Annotated in this window: 19 protein-coding genes and 1 riboswitch; of the genes, 9 read left to right on the top strand and 10 right to left on the bottom strand. The window is 38.3% G+C overall.

The window, feature by feature from the left end; translation table 11 throughout:
* Positions 1-114 precede the first annotated feature (114 nt).
* Positions 115-588, bottom strand: coding sequence for a YbaK/EbsC family protein (locus ABH968_RS12370; RefSeq protein ID WP_370044331.1), 474 nt, complete (start codon positions 586-588; stop codon positions 115-117).
* Between the two features lie 130 nt (positions 589-718).
* Between ABH968_RS12370 and ABH968_RS12365 the strand changes: the two genes are divergently transcribed.
* From ABH968_RS12365 to ABH968_RS12355, 3 genes are all read left to right on the top strand, one after another.
* Complete coding sequence (locus tag ABH968_RS12365; RefSeq protein ID WP_370044330.1) at positions 719-1,870, top strand: PstS family phosphate ABC transporter substrate-binding protein; 1,152 nt, start codon at positions 719-721, stop codon at positions 1,868-1,870.
* 31 nt (positions 1,871-1,901) lie between these two features.
* A riboswitch (guanidine-I (ykkC/yxkD leader) is annotated at positions 1,902-1,998 on the top strand.
* A 312-nt stretch (positions 1,999-2,310) separates the two neighbouring features.
* Positions 2,311-2,652, top strand: a complete 342-nt coding sequence (locus ABH968_RS12360; RefSeq protein WP_370044329.1) for a DMT family transporter — start codon at positions 2,311-2,313, stop codon at positions 2,650-2,652.
* Entirely contained in the window at positions 2,652-2,966 is a 315-nt protein-coding gene (locus ABH968_RS12355) for a DMT family transporter (RefSeq protein WP_370044328.1), read from the top strand. The genes ABH968_RS12360 and ABH968_RS12355 overlap by 1 nt, the downstream gene beginning before the upstream one ends.
* 327 nt (positions 2,967-3,293) lie before the next feature.
* On the opposite strand, the gene ABH968_RS12350 is transcribed toward ABH968_RS12355, so the two are convergent.
* From ABH968_RS12350 to ABH968_RS12335, 4 genes are all read right to left on the bottom strand, one after another.
* Entirely contained in the window at positions 3,294-4,169 is an 876-nt protein-coding gene (locus ABH968_RS12350; protein ID WP_370044327.1) for a glycine betaine ABC transporter substrate-binding protein, read from the bottom strand.
* A gap of 106 nt (positions 4,170-4,275) precedes the next feature.
* Positions 4,276-5,130 (bottom strand): ABC transporter permease, encoded by an 855-nt coding sequence (locus tag ABH968_RS12345; protein WP_370044326.1) that lies wholly within the window; start codon positions 5,128-5,130, stop codon positions 4,276-4,278.
* A complete protein-coding gene (locus ABH968_RS12340; RefSeq protein ID WP_370044325.1) occupies positions 5,123-6,322 on the bottom strand; it encodes a quaternary amine ABC transporter ATP-binding protein in 1,200 nt (399 codons plus the stop codon). Before ABH968_RS12340 ends, ABH968_RS12345 begins: the two co-directional genes overlap by 8 nt.
* A 282-nt stretch (positions 6,323-6,604) precedes the next feature.
* Positions 6,605-7,240: a GntR family transcriptional regulator gene (locus ABH968_RS12335; RefSeq protein WP_370044324.1), complete on the bottom strand. Its 636-nt coding sequence runs from the start codon at positions 7,238-7,240 to the stop codon at positions 6,605-6,607.
* Between the two features lie 271 nt (positions 7,241-7,511).
* Here ABH968_RS12335 and ABH968_RS12330 point away from each other — a divergent pair, with 271 nt between their 5' ends.
* From ABH968_RS12330 to ABH968_RS12315, 4 genes are read left to right on the top strand one after another with little or no spacing between them, the layout of a single operon-like run.
* The gene (locus ABH968_RS12330; RefSeq protein ID WP_370044323.1) at positions 7,512-8,243 is read left to right on the top strand and encodes a GTP cyclohydrolase II; all 732 of its coding nucleotides are present in this window, start codon (positions 7,512-7,514) and stop codon (positions 8,241-8,243) included.
* A gap of 14 nt (positions 8,244-8,257) precedes the next feature.
* Entirely contained in the window at positions 8,258-9,367 is a 1,110-nt protein-coding gene (gene ribD / locus ABH968_RS12325; RefSeq protein WP_370044322.1) for a bifunctional diaminohydroxyphosphoribosylaminopyrimidine deaminase/5-amino-6-(5-phosphoribosylamino)uracil reductase RibD, read from the top strand.
* Positions 9,364-10,449, top strand: a complete 1,086-nt coding sequence (locus ABH968_RS12320) for an FAD-dependent monooxygenase (protein WP_370044321.1) — start codon at positions 9,364-9,366, stop codon at positions 10,447-10,449. Before ribD ends, ABH968_RS12320 begins: the two co-directional genes overlap by 4 nt.
* Positions 10,450-10,465: 16 nt before the next feature.
* Positions 10,466-11,029, top strand: coding sequence for a 5' nucleotidase, NT5C type (locus ABH968_RS12315; RefSeq protein WP_370044320.1), 564 nt, complete (start codon positions 10,466-10,468; stop codon positions 11,027-11,029).
* 64 nt (positions 11,030-11,093) lie between these two features.
* Here ABH968_RS12315 and ABH968_RS12310 read toward each other — a convergent pair whose 3' ends face one another.
* The 5 genes from ABH968_RS12310 to ABH968_RS12290 form a co-directional block, all read right to left on the bottom strand.
* The gene (locus tag ABH968_RS12310) at positions 11,094-11,861 is read right to left on the bottom strand and encodes an IclR family transcriptional regulator (protein WP_370044319.1); all 768 of its coding nucleotides are present in this window, start codon (positions 11,859-11,861) and stop codon (positions 11,094-11,096) included.
* A gap of 87 nt (positions 11,862-11,948) precedes the next feature.
* Positions 11,949-13,091, bottom strand: a complete 1,143-nt coding sequence (locus tag ABH968_RS12305; protein ID WP_370044318.1) for a CaiB/BaiF CoA transferase family protein — start codon at positions 13,089-13,091, stop codon at positions 11,949-11,951.
* A gap of 20 nt (positions 13,092-13,111) precedes the next feature.
* Positions 13,112-13,918, bottom strand: a complete 807-nt coding sequence (locus ABH968_RS12300) for an enoyl-CoA hydratase/isomerase family protein (RefSeq protein WP_370044317.1) — start codon at positions 13,916-13,918, stop codon at positions 13,112-13,114.
* 70 nt (positions 13,919-13,988) lie between these two features.
* Positions 13,989-15,065 (bottom strand): acyl-CoA dehydrogenase family protein, encoded by a 1,077-nt coding sequence (locus tag ABH968_RS12295; RefSeq protein WP_370044316.1) that lies wholly within the window; start codon positions 15,063-15,065, stop codon positions 13,989-13,991.
* Entirely contained in the window at positions 15,062-16,216 is a 1,155-nt protein-coding gene (locus tag ABH968_RS12290) for an acyl-CoA dehydrogenase family protein (protein WP_370044315.1), read from the bottom strand. Before ABH968_RS12290 ends, ABH968_RS12295 begins: the two co-directional genes overlap by 4 nt.
* Before the next feature lie 222 nt (positions 16,217-16,438).
* Here ABH968_RS12290 and rpoN point away from each other — a divergent pair, with 222 nt between their 5' ends.
* A complete protein-coding gene (rpoN, locus tag ABH968_RS12285) occupies positions 16,439-17,776 on the top strand; it encodes an RNA polymerase factor sigma-54 (RefSeq protein WP_370044314.1) in 1,338 nt (445 codons plus the stop codon).
* Positions 17,777-18,284: 508 nt separating this feature from the next.
* A complete protein-coding gene (locus ABH968_RS12280; RefSeq protein ID WP_370044313.1) occupies positions 18,285-19,700 on the top strand; it encodes an amino acid permease in 1,416 nt (471 codons plus the stop codon).
* The last annotated feature ends 83 nt before the right edge of the window (positions 19,701-19,783 follow it).

The raw sequence follows: 19,783 nt of genomic DNA, 5'->3' as shown, positions 1-19,783 counted from the left end.
AGGCAAAATTAAAAACGAGTCCGGTGCAATACCGAACTCGTTTTACCCAAGCTGCCTAATGAAATAACCGTGTCTAACTTTTAGGGGTCACTTCAGTTTCGCCGTTTTTTTATTTTACTCGTTCCAGCCTTTACAGACGTCCATCCATTCTTGATATGGAGTATAGGTTTCTAGTTCAGAAATAGTAAGCTCAATGGCGGAGTTGCTACTACCACATGCAGGGAATACTGTTGTGAAGCGTTTAAGTGATTCATCTAAATAAATAGCAACGCCCTCATTCACACCAAAAGGACAAACACCTCCTACCTCGTGTCCAATCTTTTCAAGAACGTCATCTTTCCCGAGCATCTTTGCTTTTGTACCAAAGGCAGCTTTATATTTTGCATTGTCGACTTTGGCATCGCCTGCAGCAACAATTAATATCGCACCATCGTTTACGAGAAACGATAGGGATTTCGCAATGCGCTCAGGCTCGCATCCGAGTGCCTGTGCCGCTAGTTCAACGGTCGCTGAGCTTTCGTTTAGCTCCTGTATTTTGTGTTCCACATTCCATTGTGCTAAATGTTCACGTACTTTTTCAATTGCCATATGTAATACCTCCTTACAATACTATGTTTTATCTTAACATAATTTTCAGAATATATAGTTGTGTTATCTTCCGGAAATAACCTATTATAAGAATAGTTAGTATAAAATTACACTTTTGGAGGTGGAGCGGATGATTATGAAAGTGCTACAGTCTCTTTTTGTACTAATAGGATTATTATTTTTCACAGGAGTAGTTGCGCTGTATGTAATTTTTAGTGGTGGGCTACATTTTAGAGGACTACTCTTAACTGTTCCGATATGTTTATTTGTCCTATTTGTTTGTTTAATTTTTGATTGGTTGACAACAACAAAACGGAATATATGGTTAGCTGGAGTAATGGGCATTGCGTTGTTGATTGCCTCGATTAAGCCTATTCAATATTACTACAAAATGAGTATTCCAACTGTTGATGCAGAAATTGATGTGTCAGTCTATCAACCATTTACAGAGCAAAATAAAGTAGTAAAGTCAGATACAAAGGCTTCATTGCAATTAGTTGAGTCACTACCACGCTTAGATGGGGCGACGGCGATGTATCCACTGTATGCTGCGTTTGTAGAAGCTACATATCCAAAGAGTTACTATCAATATGATAGAAGTAGAGTGATGGTGAGTCGTACACCCGAAGCTTATCAAAATTTGATTTCAGGAGATGTTGACCTGATTTTTGTTGCAGCGCCATCTGAATCACAAAAGAGGCAAGCTGAGATGGAAGGTCTTACATTTGACATGACCCCTATTGGACGAGAGGCATTTGTCTTTTTCGTCAATCATAAGAACAGCGTAGAAAATTTATCACTGGAGCAGTTTAAACAAATATACACTGGAAAAATTACGAATTGGTATGAAGTCGGTGGTGAAAATGCTGCGATTCGTGCCTTTCAACGCCCAGCAGATAGCGGAAGCCAAACAGCACTTGAAAGAATGATGGGAGATACACCAATCATGGAAGCACCTGCAGAAAATGTTGCAACAGGTATGGGTGGTATTATTCATGAGGTATCACAATATCGTAATTATAAAAATGCCATTGGCTACACGTTTAGATTTTTCTCAAAAGAAATGGTGAATAACAAAGAAATTAAATTATTGTCCATTGATGGGATTGCGCCCACAAAGGAAAATATTCGTAATGGCACATACCCACTTGTATCTGAATTTTATGCTGTAACAGCAGGAACAGATAATCCTAATGTAAAGAAGTTTATCGACTGGATTGTATCAGATGAGGGGCAAGCACTAGTTGAAAAAGTTGGTTATGTACGAGTAGAAAATGACTGAATAGTTTGCTATACTAGTAGCACAATCAAATAGGATAGTTTTCTAGGGTTCCGTAGCAAATGCTAGTCTGGTCCGAGAGAAAACCACAAATTAATTTTGTGACACGGAAGGATAAAAGCCTGGGAGATACTGTATACAGCAGTGTTTCTTAGGCTTTTTTTATTTTGGTTACTGAGGGAAGGGAGTTAAAGAAAAATCTTAGTTCAGGAATAGACAGAGTGAAGTGCTCGGGTAGGGAAGAGAACTGATCGGGTATGCCGAAGAAGTGCTCGGGTAGGGAAGAGAACTGATCGGGTATGTCAGAGAAATGCTCAGGTAGGCCAGAGAACTGATCGGGTATGTCGGAGAAGTGATCAGGTAGGTCACCAAACTGATCAGGTATGCCAGAGAACTATAATAGTCATTCATCCGTGTTTAACAATAAAATGGAGGAATTCGCAATGAACAAACAATGGTTAAGTGTCGTAATTGCTGCTTTTTTTGAAGTTGGTTGGGTTATAGGTTTAAAGCATGCAGGAAGTGTATTTGAATGGATTGGTACCGCTATTGCAATTTTTGTTAGCTTTTATTTATTAATTAAGGCTGGAGAAAGCTTACCAGTCGGTACTGTTTATGCAGTATTCGTAGGCTTAGGGACAGCCGGTACTGTATGTGCTGATAGCTTACTGTTCGGAGAGCCATGGAAATTAGCTAAGATTTTATGTATTGTCGTTTTACTTGCAGGGGTCGTCGGTTTAAAGCTAGTGACAGGTGAGCCTAAAGAAAAAGAGGTGAACGAATAATGGCATGGGTTGCATTAGTAGTCGCGGGACTATGTGAGATGATGGGTGTTTATATGATTAGTAAATATAATGAAGCTAAAAGTATAAAAAATTTAGTGTTATTGATTTTCGTATTTACTTTGAGCTTTACTGGCCTTGCATATGCTATGGAAACATTACCAATGGGGACAGCATATGCAATTTGGACAGGAATTGGAGCGGCAGGTGGCGCTTTACTTGGAATGTTGTTTTTCAATGAATCCAAGGATTGGAGACGTCTTGTTTGCATTATTCTTGTTTTAGGAGCAGCGATATTTTTGAAATTATTATCTTAGTGAATAGTCATCTGGCATCGGTCTAATCGTTGCGGGGTGACTTTTTTTAGTATACACGACGATAGATAAAAGAGTTTTTTGCATAAAAATTCACAAAAGAAACAAATAAGATATTCAAATATTATGAAATATTTGTTAAAATAAGGATGTATATCATTAGTAATTAGGAGACCTTAAAATTCTCTAAGCAGACGTTAATTATTCGTATTCTGTTCATTACGGCGAAGTTATTTTATATAGTAGCCCTAAATAATGTTCTTCAAATAAGATGTGAGGAACGTAAAAAAAGACAGACAACCGCTCAAGTTGTCCGTCAATTTTTGAAAATTATTTTTTTACATCCTTCGTCCATTCAGCAACTTTGTCTGCATTGGCTGCAACCCAATCTTTAGCAGCTTGTTTTGGGTCTTTGCCATCCATAATTTCTAGCATAACGCTCTCTAAGTCTTCTGATGTCCAGTGGAAGTTATCTAGTACAGAATATACATCTGGTTGATCTTCTTTTAAACCTTTACGAGCGAATGTGTTAATCGTTTCTTCGCCACCATAAACGCCTTTTGGATCTTCTAAATATTTAAGATCATATTTAGCGAATTTCCAGTGAGGAGACCAGCCTGTCACGATAATGTCTTCTTTATTTTTAATTGCTTTAGCAAGAGAAGTTGTCATAGCACCAGATGAAGAAGTTAATAGCTGCCAATCTGCTAAATTATCATATTCATCTAAAGCTTTTTCAGTAGCTGCTGTGATTCCAGCACCAGGTTCAATACCCGTAATTGTACGATCTGCTTGCTTTTTTAAATCCTCAATCGAATTAACGTCCATATAGCTTGGTACTACTAGACCTATTTTGGCACCAGCAAGGTTTTCGCCTAGCTCATCAAGATTGTCCTTATATTTTTCGTACTGTGGGGCATGAGTATTTGGTAACCATGCAGCGACCATACCATCGGCTTCACCTTTTGAAACAGCCTCCCACATAATTGCGTTATCAAGTGGTGTTAATGTTACATTGTAGCCTAAATCCTCTAGCACCTGACCAACTACATTAGTTGAAGCGATTTCTGTATCCCATTCAACGTAGGCTAGATTGACGTCCTTTGAGTTACCATCGCTCTTACTTGAATCATCACCATTACATGCGGCTAGCAAAAAGCCAAGCCCTAAAGCCATTCCTAATTTAGTTAATGTTTTCAGTTTCATCGAATCTTCCTTTCGTATATTAATAAGTTTGTATCAAACTACAAAACGTAGATCTTCGCATTGAAAGTGAAGATCTAAGACTTTCGTTTATGAATTGCCTCTATTTCTAAACAGTTTTCTTCTTATTAAAGCTTTGCGTTAAGCGATCTATAATAATGGCGAAAATTACTAAACCTAAACCTGCAACAAAGCCATTCCCAACCTGTGTACGTTGTAGTGCAGTTAATACTTCACGTCCTAGACCAGGTGCACCAATCATTGAGGCAGTTACAACCATTGACAGTGATAGCATAACAGTCTGGTTAATCCCTGCCATTATAGTTGATTTCGCAAGTGGGATTTCTACTTTAAATAGTTTTTGATTTGACGTACTACCATATGAATCCGCAGCTTCTACCAATTCTTTTGGTACTTGGCGAATTCCTAGGTTCGTCATACGTACAGTTGGTGGTAAGGCGAAAATAACGGATGCAAATACGCCAGGTACTATCCCGATACCAAAGAAGGCAACGGCAGGAATCAAATAGACGAAGCCAGGCATTGTTTGCATGAAATCGAGTATTGGCTTAATCACATTTTCTGCTACAGTTGACTTGGACATTAGAATGCCAAGTGGAATACCTAAAATGATGGAGATGATACTTGAAAAGAGCACGAGCGTAGTTGTTTCCATAAGATGTGTCCATAAGCCTTGATTATAGATAAATAACAAACCAATTAATGAAAACGTTGCGAGCCCGAATTTCTTACCGGTAACGAAAAAGGCAAAAATGACAACAAGTAAAATAAGAATAATCGGGGGAATGCTCACTAATAAATCAGTGACCTGATTCATGAGTAGTTTTCCATTTTTTTGAATCAAGTTAAAAAACACTGAAAAATTACTCGTCAACCAGTCCATAACTGATTCTACCCATGGTCCCAATGGTATAACAGGGATATTGTCTAAAAATTTATTCATGTTCAGCTGCCTCCTCATCGCTAGTTGAAAGTGCTTCGATGACAACGCCCCGGATAAGAACACCAAGCAAGCGCTCATCTTTTACAACTGCAATAGGAGTAGGACAATTATGAATCAAACCTAATATATCCTGTAAAAGCATATCTGGTGGAACGGTTAACATATCTGATTGAACAATTGAATGTACCGTTTGTTCTTGTCTTTTAGCTGCAGCCCGTGCGTCATCAGCCGTAATATAGCCTTTTAAATGTCGATTTTTATCAACAGCCATTAGTAAACTAACCGTTTCTTCGCGCATTCTTTTAAGTGCTACGGTCGGTCCATCTACATCTACATTGACAGATACAGGTCGAACCATGGCATTTTCAGCAGTTAATACTTTAGAGCGATCGACGTCTTCTACGAAGGTTTTAACATAATCATTTGCAGGATTTGTTAAAATTTCTTCTCCAGTACCAATTTGAATGATTGAGCCATCTTTCATAATGGCGATACGATCACCAATACGTAATGCTTCATTCAAATCGTGGGTGATAAATATAATTGTTTTTTTCAATGTGCTTTGTAAATCGAGTAACTCATCTTGCATTTCTTTACGAATTAATGGATCGAGTGCAGAAAAAGCCTCATCCATTAGTAATATTTCAGGGTCGTTTGCAAGTGCACGTGCTAATCCAACACGCTGTTGCATACCACCGGATAATTGGCTTGGATATTGGTCCTTATAAGCAAGTAAGCCTGCATTTTCGAGAGCCTGCTCTGCTTTTGCTTGTCGTTCTTCCTTTGAGATGCCTCTGATTTCAAGGCCATATTCAGTATTTTGAAGAAGTGTACGATGGGGGAATAAACCGAAGTTTTGAAAGACCATACTCATTTTGTTTCTTCTTACATTACGTAAACTTTCTTTGCCCATTTTAGAAATATTTTCTCCATCGATGTAAATATTCCCACTTGTAGGCTCTATGAGACGGTTTAAAAGCCGTATAAGTGTCGACTTTCCACTCCCTGATAATCCCATGATAACGAAGATTTCACCTTCATTTACGGTAAAACTTGCATCGTATACACCAACTGTTGCACCTGTTTCTTTTAAGATATCAGTCTTGCTTTTTTGTTGCTTGACGAGTTCTAATGCTTGGGGAATATGTTTCCCGAAAACTTTAGAAACATGTTCCACTTTTATTTTTTCCAATAGAACCACTCCTTTCGTAGATCAATTTCGCCTTGGCGTAATTGGTGTTGCTTCACTTACGCACAGATAAATTGCCACTGACGTGGCGTTCTTAGGCTGAGTTCCTCTATTTCAGTAGGTGTTTGGACACTCACTGAATAAAGAAAAATACTATTTGAGGGAAATGATACCCAAATATAAACAAGTAACAACTTAACCCTAACAAAAAGTTGTTACTTCTGTCAAATCGACAAAATAGAAAAAATCCGCTTAAACGCTGTTATATCAGCGTTTAAGCGGATTTTAATTTGGGTATAAAAAGCTCTGAACTCGAGCGAAACTTTCATCATTGCCGATAAAGTAAATGATATCTCCTTCTTCCAAGGACACATATGGACCAGGTGATAGTAATAATTCATTTTTACGACGAATTCCGACAATCGTGCTAGATGTATTTTGCCAAAAATTCAATTCCTGTACGGTTTGGTGGATACAAGGGCTTTCAGCTGTCATCTCTAATTGATAAGGAATAAACGGATTGACGGATCTGAAATGTTCAGTTCGACTAATAAGTTGTTTGGTTTTTTCCTGTAGATTTATTAATTCTTGGTGCTGCTTTTGAATGCTAGACATAAGCTCATGTTGTAGTTCATGGACTGATTGAACATCATGGAATTGGCGGATAAAATGTGCAGCCTTTTCATATGAGATGATAATAACCCCACTACCTTTAGTGGCCTCCACAATTTCCAAGTCTTGCAAAACAGCAATCGCTCTTCTTGCAGTTTCCGAAGAGACATTGTATTGACTAGCTAGAGATGATCTTGCGTAAATTTTATCGCCAATTCGATATTTTCTTTCCACGATTTTTGAGGCTAGATCGACAGCTATTTGTTGATATTTTGGCTGTTTCACCTGCACATTTTTTTCTAATTGCATTCTAAACTTCCTTTCGTCATTACAGTTCCCTCAGCTTATTATAGACTAGCCTGCACAGAAAAAATAGCATCTCCATAAGCTATTAGTATATGATAAAAACGTAATATAGCAGTTTTAGTTTCTTATTAAATTTTTAAATAGAATAGAAGCTGTAGTTTGACAGTTATTAGTTATTATTATAAACTAAGTTACGTTATGTAAGTGATGTGAAAATACAAGTGCTCAGTTAGTAGGTCTAGCTAGCTGTTAACAATAGAAGGTTGGAGAAAATATGACAATTACTACTAAAGTTTTAGATATAGTGAAAGACAAAATGACGATCGTGAAGCAATCAGAAACTGAGAGTATTTGCCTAGTTGGTCCAGTGAAATTACCGGTAAAACAGGGTGAATTTTCAGCAACATTTCAATGGTATAACTGGTTAAAAGTAGGCGCCAATCCGTCAAAAGAGGAAATTATTGATGGATTAGCATCTGCAAATTTAGCTTTTTTACAACAGTCATCAGTACTTGTTTATGGAGATTTTGCACATGCAGAGGATGCTTTAATTCGCATGCATAGCATTTGTCATACAGGTGATATTTTTGGAAGCCAGCGCTGTGACTGTGGTTATCAATTACATGAATCGATGAAAATGATTGTGGAGCATGGCTGTGGTGCCATTTTCTATTTAGCAGATCATGAAGGTCGTGGCATCGGGTTATTCTCGAAATCTCTTGCTTATTTATTACAAGAAGAGGGCTTAGATACGGTTGAAGCAAACCATGCTCTTGGCTTCCCAGACGATACTCGTTCTTACGAAGATGCCATTACTGTGTTAGGAGCACTTCGTTCAAAACCAGTTACACTAATTACCAATAATCCGAAGAAGCTTGCCGCATTACAGGCACATGGTTTAGCAGCAGAAGGACATGTCCCATTATGGGGAGGATTAACGGAGACAAATCGTTTTTATTTAGACACGAAAGTAGAGAAATCTGGACATTTGCGTGAAGAGAAGTGAGTGGAGGAACGAAGATGACAACAGATGAAAAATATATGCAGTTGGCACTTGATTTAGCCGCTAGTGCAAAAGGAAATACGAATCCCAATCCACTTGTAGGGGCTGTAATCGTCAAAGACGGTGTCATTGTTGGAACAGGTTTACACAGAAAAGCAGGTGAACCACATGCAGAGGTGCATGCATTCCGTATGGCTGGAGAACATGCTAAAGGTGCGACACTTTATGTAACTCTTGAGCCATGTTCGCATTATGGAAAAACACCTCCTTGTGCGAATTTAGTGAAAGAATCAGCAGTTAGTCGCGTAGTTGTAGCTATGCAAGATCCAAATCCTGCTGTAGCTGGACGTGGTATTCAACTGTTACGAGATGCGGGCATAGAGGTAGAGGTGGGTATTTTAGAAGCTCAAGCTCGCCGTTTAAATGAACGCTTTATTCACAATATGCTAACAAAACGTCCATTTATTATTTCAAAATATGCGATGACTTTAGATGGAAAAATAGCTGCCCATACAGGACATTCCAAGTGGGTAACGGGTGAGGCAGCGCGCGAGGATGTTCACCGTATTCGTCATGAGGTGGATGGTATTTTAGTTGGTGTAGGTACTGTGTTAGCTGACAATCCATCCTTAACGACAAGATTAAAAGAAGATTACGGAAAAAATCCAGTACGCATTATTATGGATAGCTCACTTCGTACACCAGCTCATGCCAATGTTCTGAATGTAGAAGAAGCGAAAACAATTATTGTATGTAGTGAGAATGCCAGTCAAGAAAAAATAACAGCATTTGAGGGAAAAGGCGTGACTGTATTGCCAGTTCGACATGATTCTCAGGGGCTTGTTGTTGATGATATGCTTGAAAAACTATATCAATATGGCATTACGGATATTTTAGTAGAGGGTGGAAGTACAATCAACTCTTCATTTTTACAGCAAGGTGCTATTAACAAATATGTGATTTACATAGCGCCGAAGATTCTCGGTGGTCGTTTATCATTAACACCTTTTGCTGGTCAAAATCCATCTACCATGGATGAAGCATGGGATGTAGAATTTGCTTCGTTTGAGCAGGTTGGGCAAGATTTACGTATGATTGCTTATCCAAAGACAGGTGAAGAAAAGTGAATTATCAAGCAGATGTTTGTATTGTAGGGGCTGGTCCAGGTGGAGCACTTCTTTCGCACTTACTAGCGAAAAAAGGCCTTTCCGTGATTCTGCTGGAACAAAACGCAGCACTTGGGCAGGCATTTCGCGGTGAGCATTTAAATGAAGAGGGTGAGGCTGTTTTAAAAAGTCATCAGCTTTTTGAAGCAGTCGAGGCGCACGGTTTATTACGTATGGGAAAGCTTGAATATTACGCAGACGGTAGAGCAATAAAAACTATTCTCCCTGATGAGACTGTAGGACATTTAGGAATTCACGTGCCGCAAGCAAATCTATTAAAGGGCATTTTACAAGAAACACAGCATTTTCCGCACTTTTCTTGTTTCCTAAATACGAAGGTGACAAAGCTCATAGTTGACTCTTCGGGCAGATATACGGGTGTCATTGCATCAAGAGATGGGGAAACGATTGAAATTAGTAGTCAGTTAATTATCGGTGCTGACGGTCGTTACTCTACTATTCGTAAGCAAGCGCACATTGAGATTCAAAAGCATAAACATGGCTTTGATTTATTGTGGGCAAAAATTCCTGCCCCTCAAGGATGGGAGCCATCGATTAAAATGGCATTAATAGGCGATAAACAGCTATCATTGTTTACACAAGTAGGTGGGTTTATTCAAATCGGCTGGAACATTGAACAAGGAAGTTTTTCTCAGCTTCGAAAAAAAGCATTTACACCATTTATCCAACAGCTTTCAGATCAATTTCCGGAACTATCTGAAACGGTTAAGGAGCATATCAGATCTTGGCAAGATTTTGTCTTGCTTGATGTATTCAGTAGTCATTGTGACTGTTGGGGGACAAAAGGGCTTGTACTATTAGGGGATGCTGTTCACACGATGACACCAACTGGGGCATTTGGGCTTAATAGTGCCCTAAAAGATGCAGATTGTCTTGCATCACTAATAAATAAAGATACGCTTATTCATTTTAACGTACAAGATTTTCAACAAATGCGCGAGCAAGCCATTGAAGAAGTATTAGCGACGCAAATTGAAAAAGAGCAAACATTTGCGGCTAACTTCATCGACAAGGCTTCTTGAAGGGAAGAAAAACAACATGAAATTTGGCTTTGATATAGATGACACACTCATCGATTTACGAGCACACGCCTTTGTGCTCTATAATAAAAAACTTGGTAAAAATGTTGCGCTAGAAGCATTTCAAGCTTTGCAAAGAGTTGAAATTCACGAACCTTTTGGCTTAACAGATGCTGAGGGAACCGCGATGTGGAATAGTTCATTAGAGGAAATTTATTTTACGGATTGTCCTCCTTTTGAGGGAGCGTTAGAGACGCTTCAAGCTTTGGCACAGCAAGGACATGACATTTATTATATTACTTCACGTCCTAAAAAGTATTGTGAGCAAACACAAGCATGGATGAAATTACAAGGGTTTCCAATCACAGAAGGTCACTTTTTCTGCGGAATGCAGGATACAGAGAAAGTGGCGATTATCAAAGAGCTAGCTTTAGATGTTTATGTAGATGATAAACCAGCTGTATTAGAAACACTGCAAGATGTGAATACAAAAGTGATTTTAAAAAATCAATCTTATAACAAGCATGTTGAACTTCCACGCTTAAATCATTGGCAAGACTTTTTAGAATTAGTAAATAATTAAAGCACTAAACCCAAATAGAGGGCACTTAAAAAGTGAACCTATTCGGGTTTATTCTTTGTTTCGATCAATACAATTGCTTTTCAATTTCTAATGCAACGTTTTGTATAGTTTCGATTAATAAATTTTCATCGTAGTCGCTGTAGCGTACTTCTGGTATGACCAGCGTTACGGAAGCGATGATTTGTTGAGATGCATTTAAAATCGGTGCAGATATAGAGCATGCGCCACGCACACGTTCGCTATTACTTTTCGCAAACCGTTGTAAACGGATATGCTTTAATTCCGTTAACAGCTGTTGTTTTGAAAGTATTGTCTTATCAGTGATAGGTTCAAGACTTATATTCTCTACATATTCTTCAACATTTGGCATAAATGCGAGCAATATTTTAGATGATGCACCTGCATAAAGGGGAGAGGTGTCACCTACAAACATTTTCGTTGAAAGCGGGTATGTTGAATCATAGTTTAAAATACATCGTCTCTCCAATCCATCAATAATATTCATGGAAACACTTTCGCCGATTTCTTCGTTTAGCTTTTTTAAAATAGGCTCTGCGACAATAATAAGACTTGATTCTTCTTTTACTAAATTCCCTAAATAAAGAAGTGAATGACCTAATTGATAGCGTTTAGTACGTTCATCTTTGTGTAGAAAGCCTTCGTACACAAAGGTAGAAACAAAGCGCTGTAAACTGGAAATGCTTATCCCTGTTTTTTTACTTAACTCAGTTAGGGAAAGGCTAGGTTCATCTTTTGAGAAAGCTTTTAACACTTTAATAGCTTTGTGCAGCGATGACATTGTATAGTTTTTTTCGAAAATCTCCTGATTCATCCCGTCACCTACGTAATAAAATTTTCTTCGACATCCGCCGGAGGATTTATCTTCTTAAATATATTTTACCTCTATTATAACGTAATTTTATTTTTGTAGAGATGACTTTTGGAATTCGTTTGTATGTTCTCCAAGTATAGGTGGTGCTAATTTATATTGAATATCTAAATCTGAGAACTTTAACGGGCTTTTGATGAATCTGATTGTGCCATATTGTTCGTGCTCTATTTCACCAATCATGTCTCGTGCCATAAATTGCGGTTGTTCTAGTGCCTCAGCAATTGTGTTCACACGTCCGCCTGGAATTTTGTATTGCTGTAATAAGGTAATCCATTCATCCCGTGTTTTTGTCATTGTCATGTCAGTAACCATCTGAACTAGCTCCGCTTCATGTTGCTTGCGCATCGTATTTGTTATAAAGCGAGGATCATTGGCCCATTCTTCACGTTTCAACATCGTGCAAAACTTTTTAAATTGTCCATCTGTCCCAACGCAAATCATTAGGGGGCCATCCGCACAGTTAAATACTTGATACGGCGCAACATTATTATGACGATTACCGAGACGTTCTGAGATAAAACCTGTATTTAAATAAGCGCTTGCTACATTCGCTAAGCTACTCATCTGAACATCTAATAAAGCTAAGTCAATAAATTGCCCTGTATTTGTTTGATCGCGCATTCGTAAAGCGGCTAAAATACTAATGGCAACATAGTTAGAAGTTAAAATATCTGCTATAGGAACACCAACTTTTGTCGCTTCTCCTTCAGGTGACCCAGTGACATGCATTAAACCACTCATTGCTTGAATAACTGGATCGAAGCCTGGTTCATACGCAAGAGGACCGGTTTGACCGAATCCTGTTACTGCACAATAAATGATTCTTGGATTTACTTTTCTTAATTCCTCATAGCTTAGCCCCATCCGCTCCATGTCACCCGTTTTAAAATTTTCGAGGACGACATCGGCATCTTTGACAAGTTCTTTAAATTTTTCTCTGCCATCTATTGTCTTTAAATCTAATGTGATCGATTTTTTATTGCGATTAGCACATAAATAATACGTACTTTGATCATTCACAAATGGCCCCCAATCACGCATACTATCAGAGCCATTTGGATGTTCTACACGGATTACTTCGGCTCCTAAATCGGCCAACATCATGGAGCCGGCAGGGGCAGCATAAACACGAGATAAATCTAACACTCGAATATTTTCAAGAGGTTGCATTGTTCTTCCTCCTAAACTCGTCATTTATAAACAGGCTTACGTTTTTCTACAACTGCGTTTACACCCTCTTTAAAATCATCTAGCTCTGTTACAATAGCCATTTGTGATGAAATGTAATCAAGGGCAGTACGTAAATCCATCCGTTGACTTTGATAAACAGCACGTTTAATGAATTGCAATGTCGTGGTTGGACGACTTGCTAATTCCTTTGCATAATTCAATGTGTATTCTTCAAGCTCATGGTCTTCTACAACAAATGTCACAACACCTTTGTCTTTTGCTTCATCAGCAGTTAATACACGAGCTGTCCAGAACATGTCCAATGCTTGATCGATACCGATTAATTTTGGTAAATAATAAGCGCCACCATCGCCCGGTACGATTGCAACGTTAATATAGCTTTCTGAAATCTTGGTAGATTTTGCAGCAATCCGTATATCGCACATTAAGGCCATATCAAGTCCTGCACCCATTGCAAACCCATGAACCTGTGCAATAACGGGCTTATCAATTTCTTCAAGAAGAAGGGGGATACGCTGAATCTTTTTCCAAAGAGAATTTTTTCGCGCTAACCCTGTAGAAGAGATATCGTCCTCACTTTGGAAAAATCCTTCACCAGCTTGCATCGCCTTAATATCCCCACCAGCGCAAAATGATTTTCCATTACCTTTTACGATGACAACACGAATATCCTCTGAATCACGAACAGTTTCAAGGGCTTCAATCCATTTAGCGATCATCTCTTCACTAAAAGCATTGTACGCTTCAGGTCTATTTAATGTAATTGTGGCAACATGGTCTTGCACTTCAAAAAGTAAATCAGTCATTGAAAACACTCCTTATCATGTCATTAGTGGTTTGTCAGAAATTAATTAAAGCATTGTATAATTGACGTCTTTATCCTTCCACTTTGAGAAGTGGAGAGCTTGCGCTATATGAAGTTAAATATCCCCATAGACTATCTCCGCTATTTTCCAATAGTCGGGTTGCGACCAAATTAGTCCAATAAGAGGTGCTGGCTCCTTCATCGCGCCATGACCAAAGTCTACGTGTAAATTGATGCAAACTATGCTCGTGTGTCGTACCAATTGCAGCGTGTACTTGATGTGCAATTGTTGTCACTGCTTTAATAATTTCTTCGAAGCGAATGCAGGCATAGGCAACTTCACTATTTTGATTGTTCGTCTGAAGGGCTTCAGTTACATTATTAAATGCGGCTAAGGCGATCGCCGTTTCACCTGCTAAATGTACAATATGCTGTTGAATGAGCTGGAAGCGATGAATCGGTCGACCGAATTGCTCACGTTCTTTCGTATATTGAACAGTTAAATCATTTATTTTATCGACGGCACCAGTCATCAGTGCTAATTGAAAAGCAGAATTGATTGTTGTTATAGCGTGTACCTTGTCAGGAGATAACACAGCAGATACTTGTGAAACTATAGCATGATGGAATATTACGGTATCACGCGGTTCTCCTGCTAAATTCGTACCTGGCTTAATTTCAGCTTGGCTTAAATCTATTTCTACAAGATGTGTACCTTCCGTGCTATAGGCAAGTGTCACAAGATGTTTTGTATGACGTGCCCAAGGAATTTGAATCGCCTCTCCCGTTAATTTGCCATTCTCTAACGCAAAGGCTTGGTTAGGGCATAGCATATGCGTCGTCAAATCCTCAATTACTTGTAAACTAGTAAACTCCAATAAATAATTTGCAAATGTTGTTTCTGCAAATGGAATCGGTGCAGCGTATTTTCCAGTTAAACGAACAATATTCAATAAATCCTCGATGTCGCCACCTGCGCCGCCATTTTCTTCTGTAATGGCTACAGCAGTCATACCGTTTTCTTTAAACAGATCCCATAGTTCTGGTGCCCAATGACCTTGTTCCACTGTATCGACTAATTCTTTATCGACTTTTTCTTTTAACATGCGTTCTACAACATCAAGAATCATATCTTTCATTTCACTCATTGTGCTACAACCCCTTTCGCTACAACGCCATACAGTACTTCTGAAGTTCCTCCTCGAATAGTAAAACCGGGTGCATGTAAAATGGATTCAGCCATAAAGCGATCGATTTTACGATGCGCGTCAAGTGTAGGATAAGTCTGTACGATTAAGCGTGTGATTTCAGGAATACTTTGCTCAAATTTCGTACCGAGTGCCTTCACAAGCGCAGCAGGAATAGATACGTCTTCACTATTACCAGATTCTAAAAGCTGGGCTACTCCAATTGACAAATTGCGTAGACCCCAAAGACGAGCTACTATTTTAGACGCTTGCTGTAACCCTTCTAAATTGTTTTGGCGCTTTAATTCTTGAATAAGCTCATCGATTAATGGAAATGTGCTCAATATTCGCTCAGGACCACTGCGCTCAAAGGCAAGCTCTGCTAATCCTTGAGCCCAGCCATTACCGATCTCTCCAACAGCCATATTGTCAGGTACAAAAACATTGTCAAAGAACACTTCGTTGTAATGATGCTCGCCAGTTAGAAATTTAATAGGAACTACAGTTACACCTTCCGCATGTAAATCAACAATCAACTGACTGAGCCCTGCATGTTTACTTTTGCCATCAAAAGGACTAGTCCGTACTAAAGTCACCATATAGTGGCAAAGGTGAGCATTACTCGTCCATATTTTTTGACCGTTGACAATCCATCCTCCCTCTACTTTTTCAGCACGTGTGCTAACCGAAGCGAGGTCAGAGCCACTATTTGGTTCACTTAAACCTATGCCGAAGTAGCATTCACCTTTCACGATTTTCGGTAAGAAATATTCACGCTGCTCTTCTGTTCCATATCGTAAAAGAAGTGGTCCTGTTTGGCGATCAGCAAACCAATGTGCTGCAACAGGAGCACCAACAGCTAAAAATTCCTCCGTTAAAATGTATCGATCAATGGTACTCCTCTCTTGACCGCCATATTTTTTAGGCCAAGTTAAGCCAATCCAACCTTTTTGACCAATTAATTTAGAGAATTCAGGATCATCTCCACTTAGCCAAGAGTCACATTTAGGCGTGAAGGTTCCTTTTGCTAATTCTTCCTGTAGAAACGTTCGAACATCTAGGCGAAATTGCTCTTGCTCTTGTGTAAATTGCACAGTTGGTAAATGAAACATTTGATCACTCCTTAAATTTTACCGTAATGTGGTAACTATTATTGTATATGTGTATTTTATGATCACTTATAACTGTAGTCAATTACTTTTTTGGAATTATTAGAAAATTTTTACGAGTGGAGTGATGAACGAAGTGTTAAAAATAAAAATTCGGTGAAAAAATGGAAAAATACAGAATAAACATGTTACTATGTAGAAAATTCTGTAATGGAGGTATGGGGTATGCAAATAGCTATCAAAACTTCCCAAAAAATAATGCAAGTGTTATCACCACAATTAGTACAGCATTTAGAAATACTGCAATATTCAACAAATGAGCTAGAACAGTATATTTATGATAAGGCTAACGAAAATCCACTGTTAGTTGTCACGGATGCGACGGTAAAAATGCAATATGAGGAAATTATGCAATTAGCAAGCTATTCCGATAACAGTTATTCTGCGCAATATTATGGGCGGGAAAATAATTCATATAACACTATTGAAATGAAGCTTGCAGTAAAAGAAAACTATGAGCAGTTTTTATTGGAACAAGTACCTATGCATAAAAATCTATCTTCTGTAGATTTAAAAATTTTAACGTTTTTAATCCAATCTTTAGATGAGCGTCTATTTTTAGATGTTGATGTAGAAATTGTTGCTAAAAAATGTAAAACAAATATTTTGCATGTAGAGGCACTATTGGACTTACTACAAACTTTCGAGCCAGTAGGAGTAGGGGCACGTAATTATAAGGAGTTTTTACTCATTCAGGTAGACAGTGATGCGTTTGCACCAAAATTGGCGTCTCGATTTATCGAAACGGATTTAGAGCTAGTGGCTGCACAGGCTATTAAACAGTTAAGTAAAAAGTATAAAACGTCGCTACATGACGTGAAGAAAACTGTCAACTATATAAAAAATTTAAAACCAGTGATGACAGGAGATAAATTTGATGAGATTCCATATGTCATGCCAGAAGTCGAAGTAGAAAGATTAGGAGAGGAATGGCTGATTAAATTAAATCGTGGATATTTACCGACCGTTACTATCGATAAACATTATGTTGAAATGCTAAAAAATGATCCGAATTGTAAAACATATTTTAAAGATACAATGAAAGATGCTCTTTTATTATTACAAGGAATTGAACAACGTGATAAAACACTGTACGAATTAGCTAGATTACTAGTGGAATTGCAAGAGGATTTTTTCGATAAAGGCATGGAGGCATTGAAGCCTATGCGGTTAAAAGATGTAGCGGACATTTTAAATCTACATGTATCAACGATTAGTCGAGCTGTGCGTGGAAAATATATAAAGACCTCTCATGGTGTGTATGCTTTCCAATCGTTATTTACAAAAGGAGTAATGAATATTTCTGGAAAAATGGATTCTATTATGTATATTAAAAAGCGGCTCAAGCAGTTGATCGAGGGAGAGGATAGACAGAAGCCTTTAACTGATCAGCAGCTTACAAATACTTTAAGTGCTGAAGGTATCCAAATATCCAGACGGACAGTAGCGAAGTACAGGGAAGAGATGAATATTATGAGTTCATTTAATCGTGTATATGGATAGATGATGTAAATAAACTTTAATGATGTATTTTTGCATCAAAATTTATAAACCGCATATGAAAGATTCGTTGTTACCGCTTCGCTTTCGCACAGAAAACATTTGTTGCTGAAAGTTGCTGAAAAATATCATCAAAAATTCAGGGTTGAGGGTGTTTGGCCCCCCGCCGAAAAGAAGTAAAACGTTTGCCATGTAAAAGTTGATTGTAGTGGAGACTGGGCGACTCCTTGGGGATCAGCGTCACAGATGAGACCCTGCAGCGAAGCGAAGCGGCTCATCGGACGCCCCCAGGAAAGCGCCCAGTTGGAACGGAAATCAACCACACGCTATGCTGATGAACATTAAAATTACTGATGTAGAAAAATATACCAACAATAGCTGGACAGATTGATATTTTTTGAAATTTTTAATAATTGAATAGGTTTGGCATCAGAATTGCTCATTAAACGATAGACATTGAAATAGAAGAAAGGGGCTAGTAAATGTCTACATAACACAAAGGGGTGGTTTAATGGGGGCTTTGCAAAAATCATTGAAAACACGGCATATTACAATGATCTCCATTGGAGGGGTTATTGGTACAGGACTCTTCGTAGGGACAGGGAAAAATATTTTAAGTACCGGTCCTGCGGCGGTGATTTCATATGCGATTGCATGCTTACTTATAGTTCTGATCATGCAAATGGTTGGGGAAATGGCATCAGGAGAAATAGTATTAGGAAAGAAATCAGGAGGTTCGGCAGAGCTAGGTTCATTTGCTTCCTATGCAGGGAAATATATTGGTCCATGGGCAGGGTTTACAGTAGGCTGGCTTTATTGGGCAAGCTGGGTATTTATTGTGGGGTTAGAAGCGGCACTCATAGGGGGAATGCTGCATAATTGGTTTCCGATGATACCAACATGGCTCGGAAGCGTAGGCATAACGTTATTGATGACAATTGTTAATATTTATTCAGTAAAATCATTTGGTGAATTTGAATATTGGCTTTCCTTCGTTAAAGTTACGGCTATTGTTGTATTTTTAGTAGTTGGTATAGCTATGATTTTAGGAATTTGGCCAAATTATGAACCAAAAGGGTTAGGTATTTTAACGGAATTCGGTGGATTTGCACCAAATGGTATTGTCCCGATTTTTACGGCAATTGTCTTTGTTATATTCTCGATTTGTGGTGCTGAGGTTGCAGCCATCGCGGCAGCAGAGTCAGAAAATCCAGCGAAAAATATTGTCCGCGCCATTCGCAATGTCGTCTTTCGATTAGGTTTATTTTTTGTAGGCTCAGTAGCTATTATGGTTTTACTTATACCTTGGAATGATACAAAAATGTTGGCAGCACCCTATGCAAATATTTTAACAATGGCGGGGCTTCCAATTGCTGCTCAACTTATTCAAATAGTTATTTTTATTTCACTAATTTCTGTTTTAAATTCCGCTCTTTATACAAGCTCACGTATGTTACTAGAAATGTCGCGTCAAGGTGATGCACCAAAAATATTCTCGCAAATTAAAAATAGTCGAGGTGTGCCTGTTCCAGCTGTTATTGGTAGTACGGTGGTTGCGTATATTTGTGCGATGTTATACTTCATTTCACCTGAAGTTATTTTCTACTTTTTGGGGAATTGCGTTGGAGGATTAATGATTGCAGTTTATATTTTCATTGCTATTTCACAAATTCGTTTCCGACGGCATTATGACAAAGTTTCAGATGAGGCATTATCGATTAGAATGTGGCTATTTCCATATCTATCGTATGTCACAATTGGTATTTTAACAGTCGTTTATTTCTGCCAGGCCCTTATCGAATCTTTACGTTCACAATTTTATTTAAGTACATTTGTATTAATTGGCTCAGTTGTGTTGTTCATGATTATGCGAAAGCTGTCGACAAGACCAGCGGAACAAATAGAGGAAAAGCTAGCCTCAGAGTAGAATACTATAAAATACGAAAAATTCGCAATATTTCTGCGAGATATCAAGCCATGAAAGAACTTAAAGGAAGCTTTAAGACCTTT

The sequence above is a fragment of the Lysinibacillus sp. RC79 genome, assembly GCF_041262405.1.
Lineage (GTDB): Bacteria > Bacillota > Bacilli > Bacillales_A > Planococcaceae > Lysinibacillus.
Note: the sequence above shows the minus strand (reverse complement) of the source record. Positions and strands in the feature narration are given on the sequence as shown.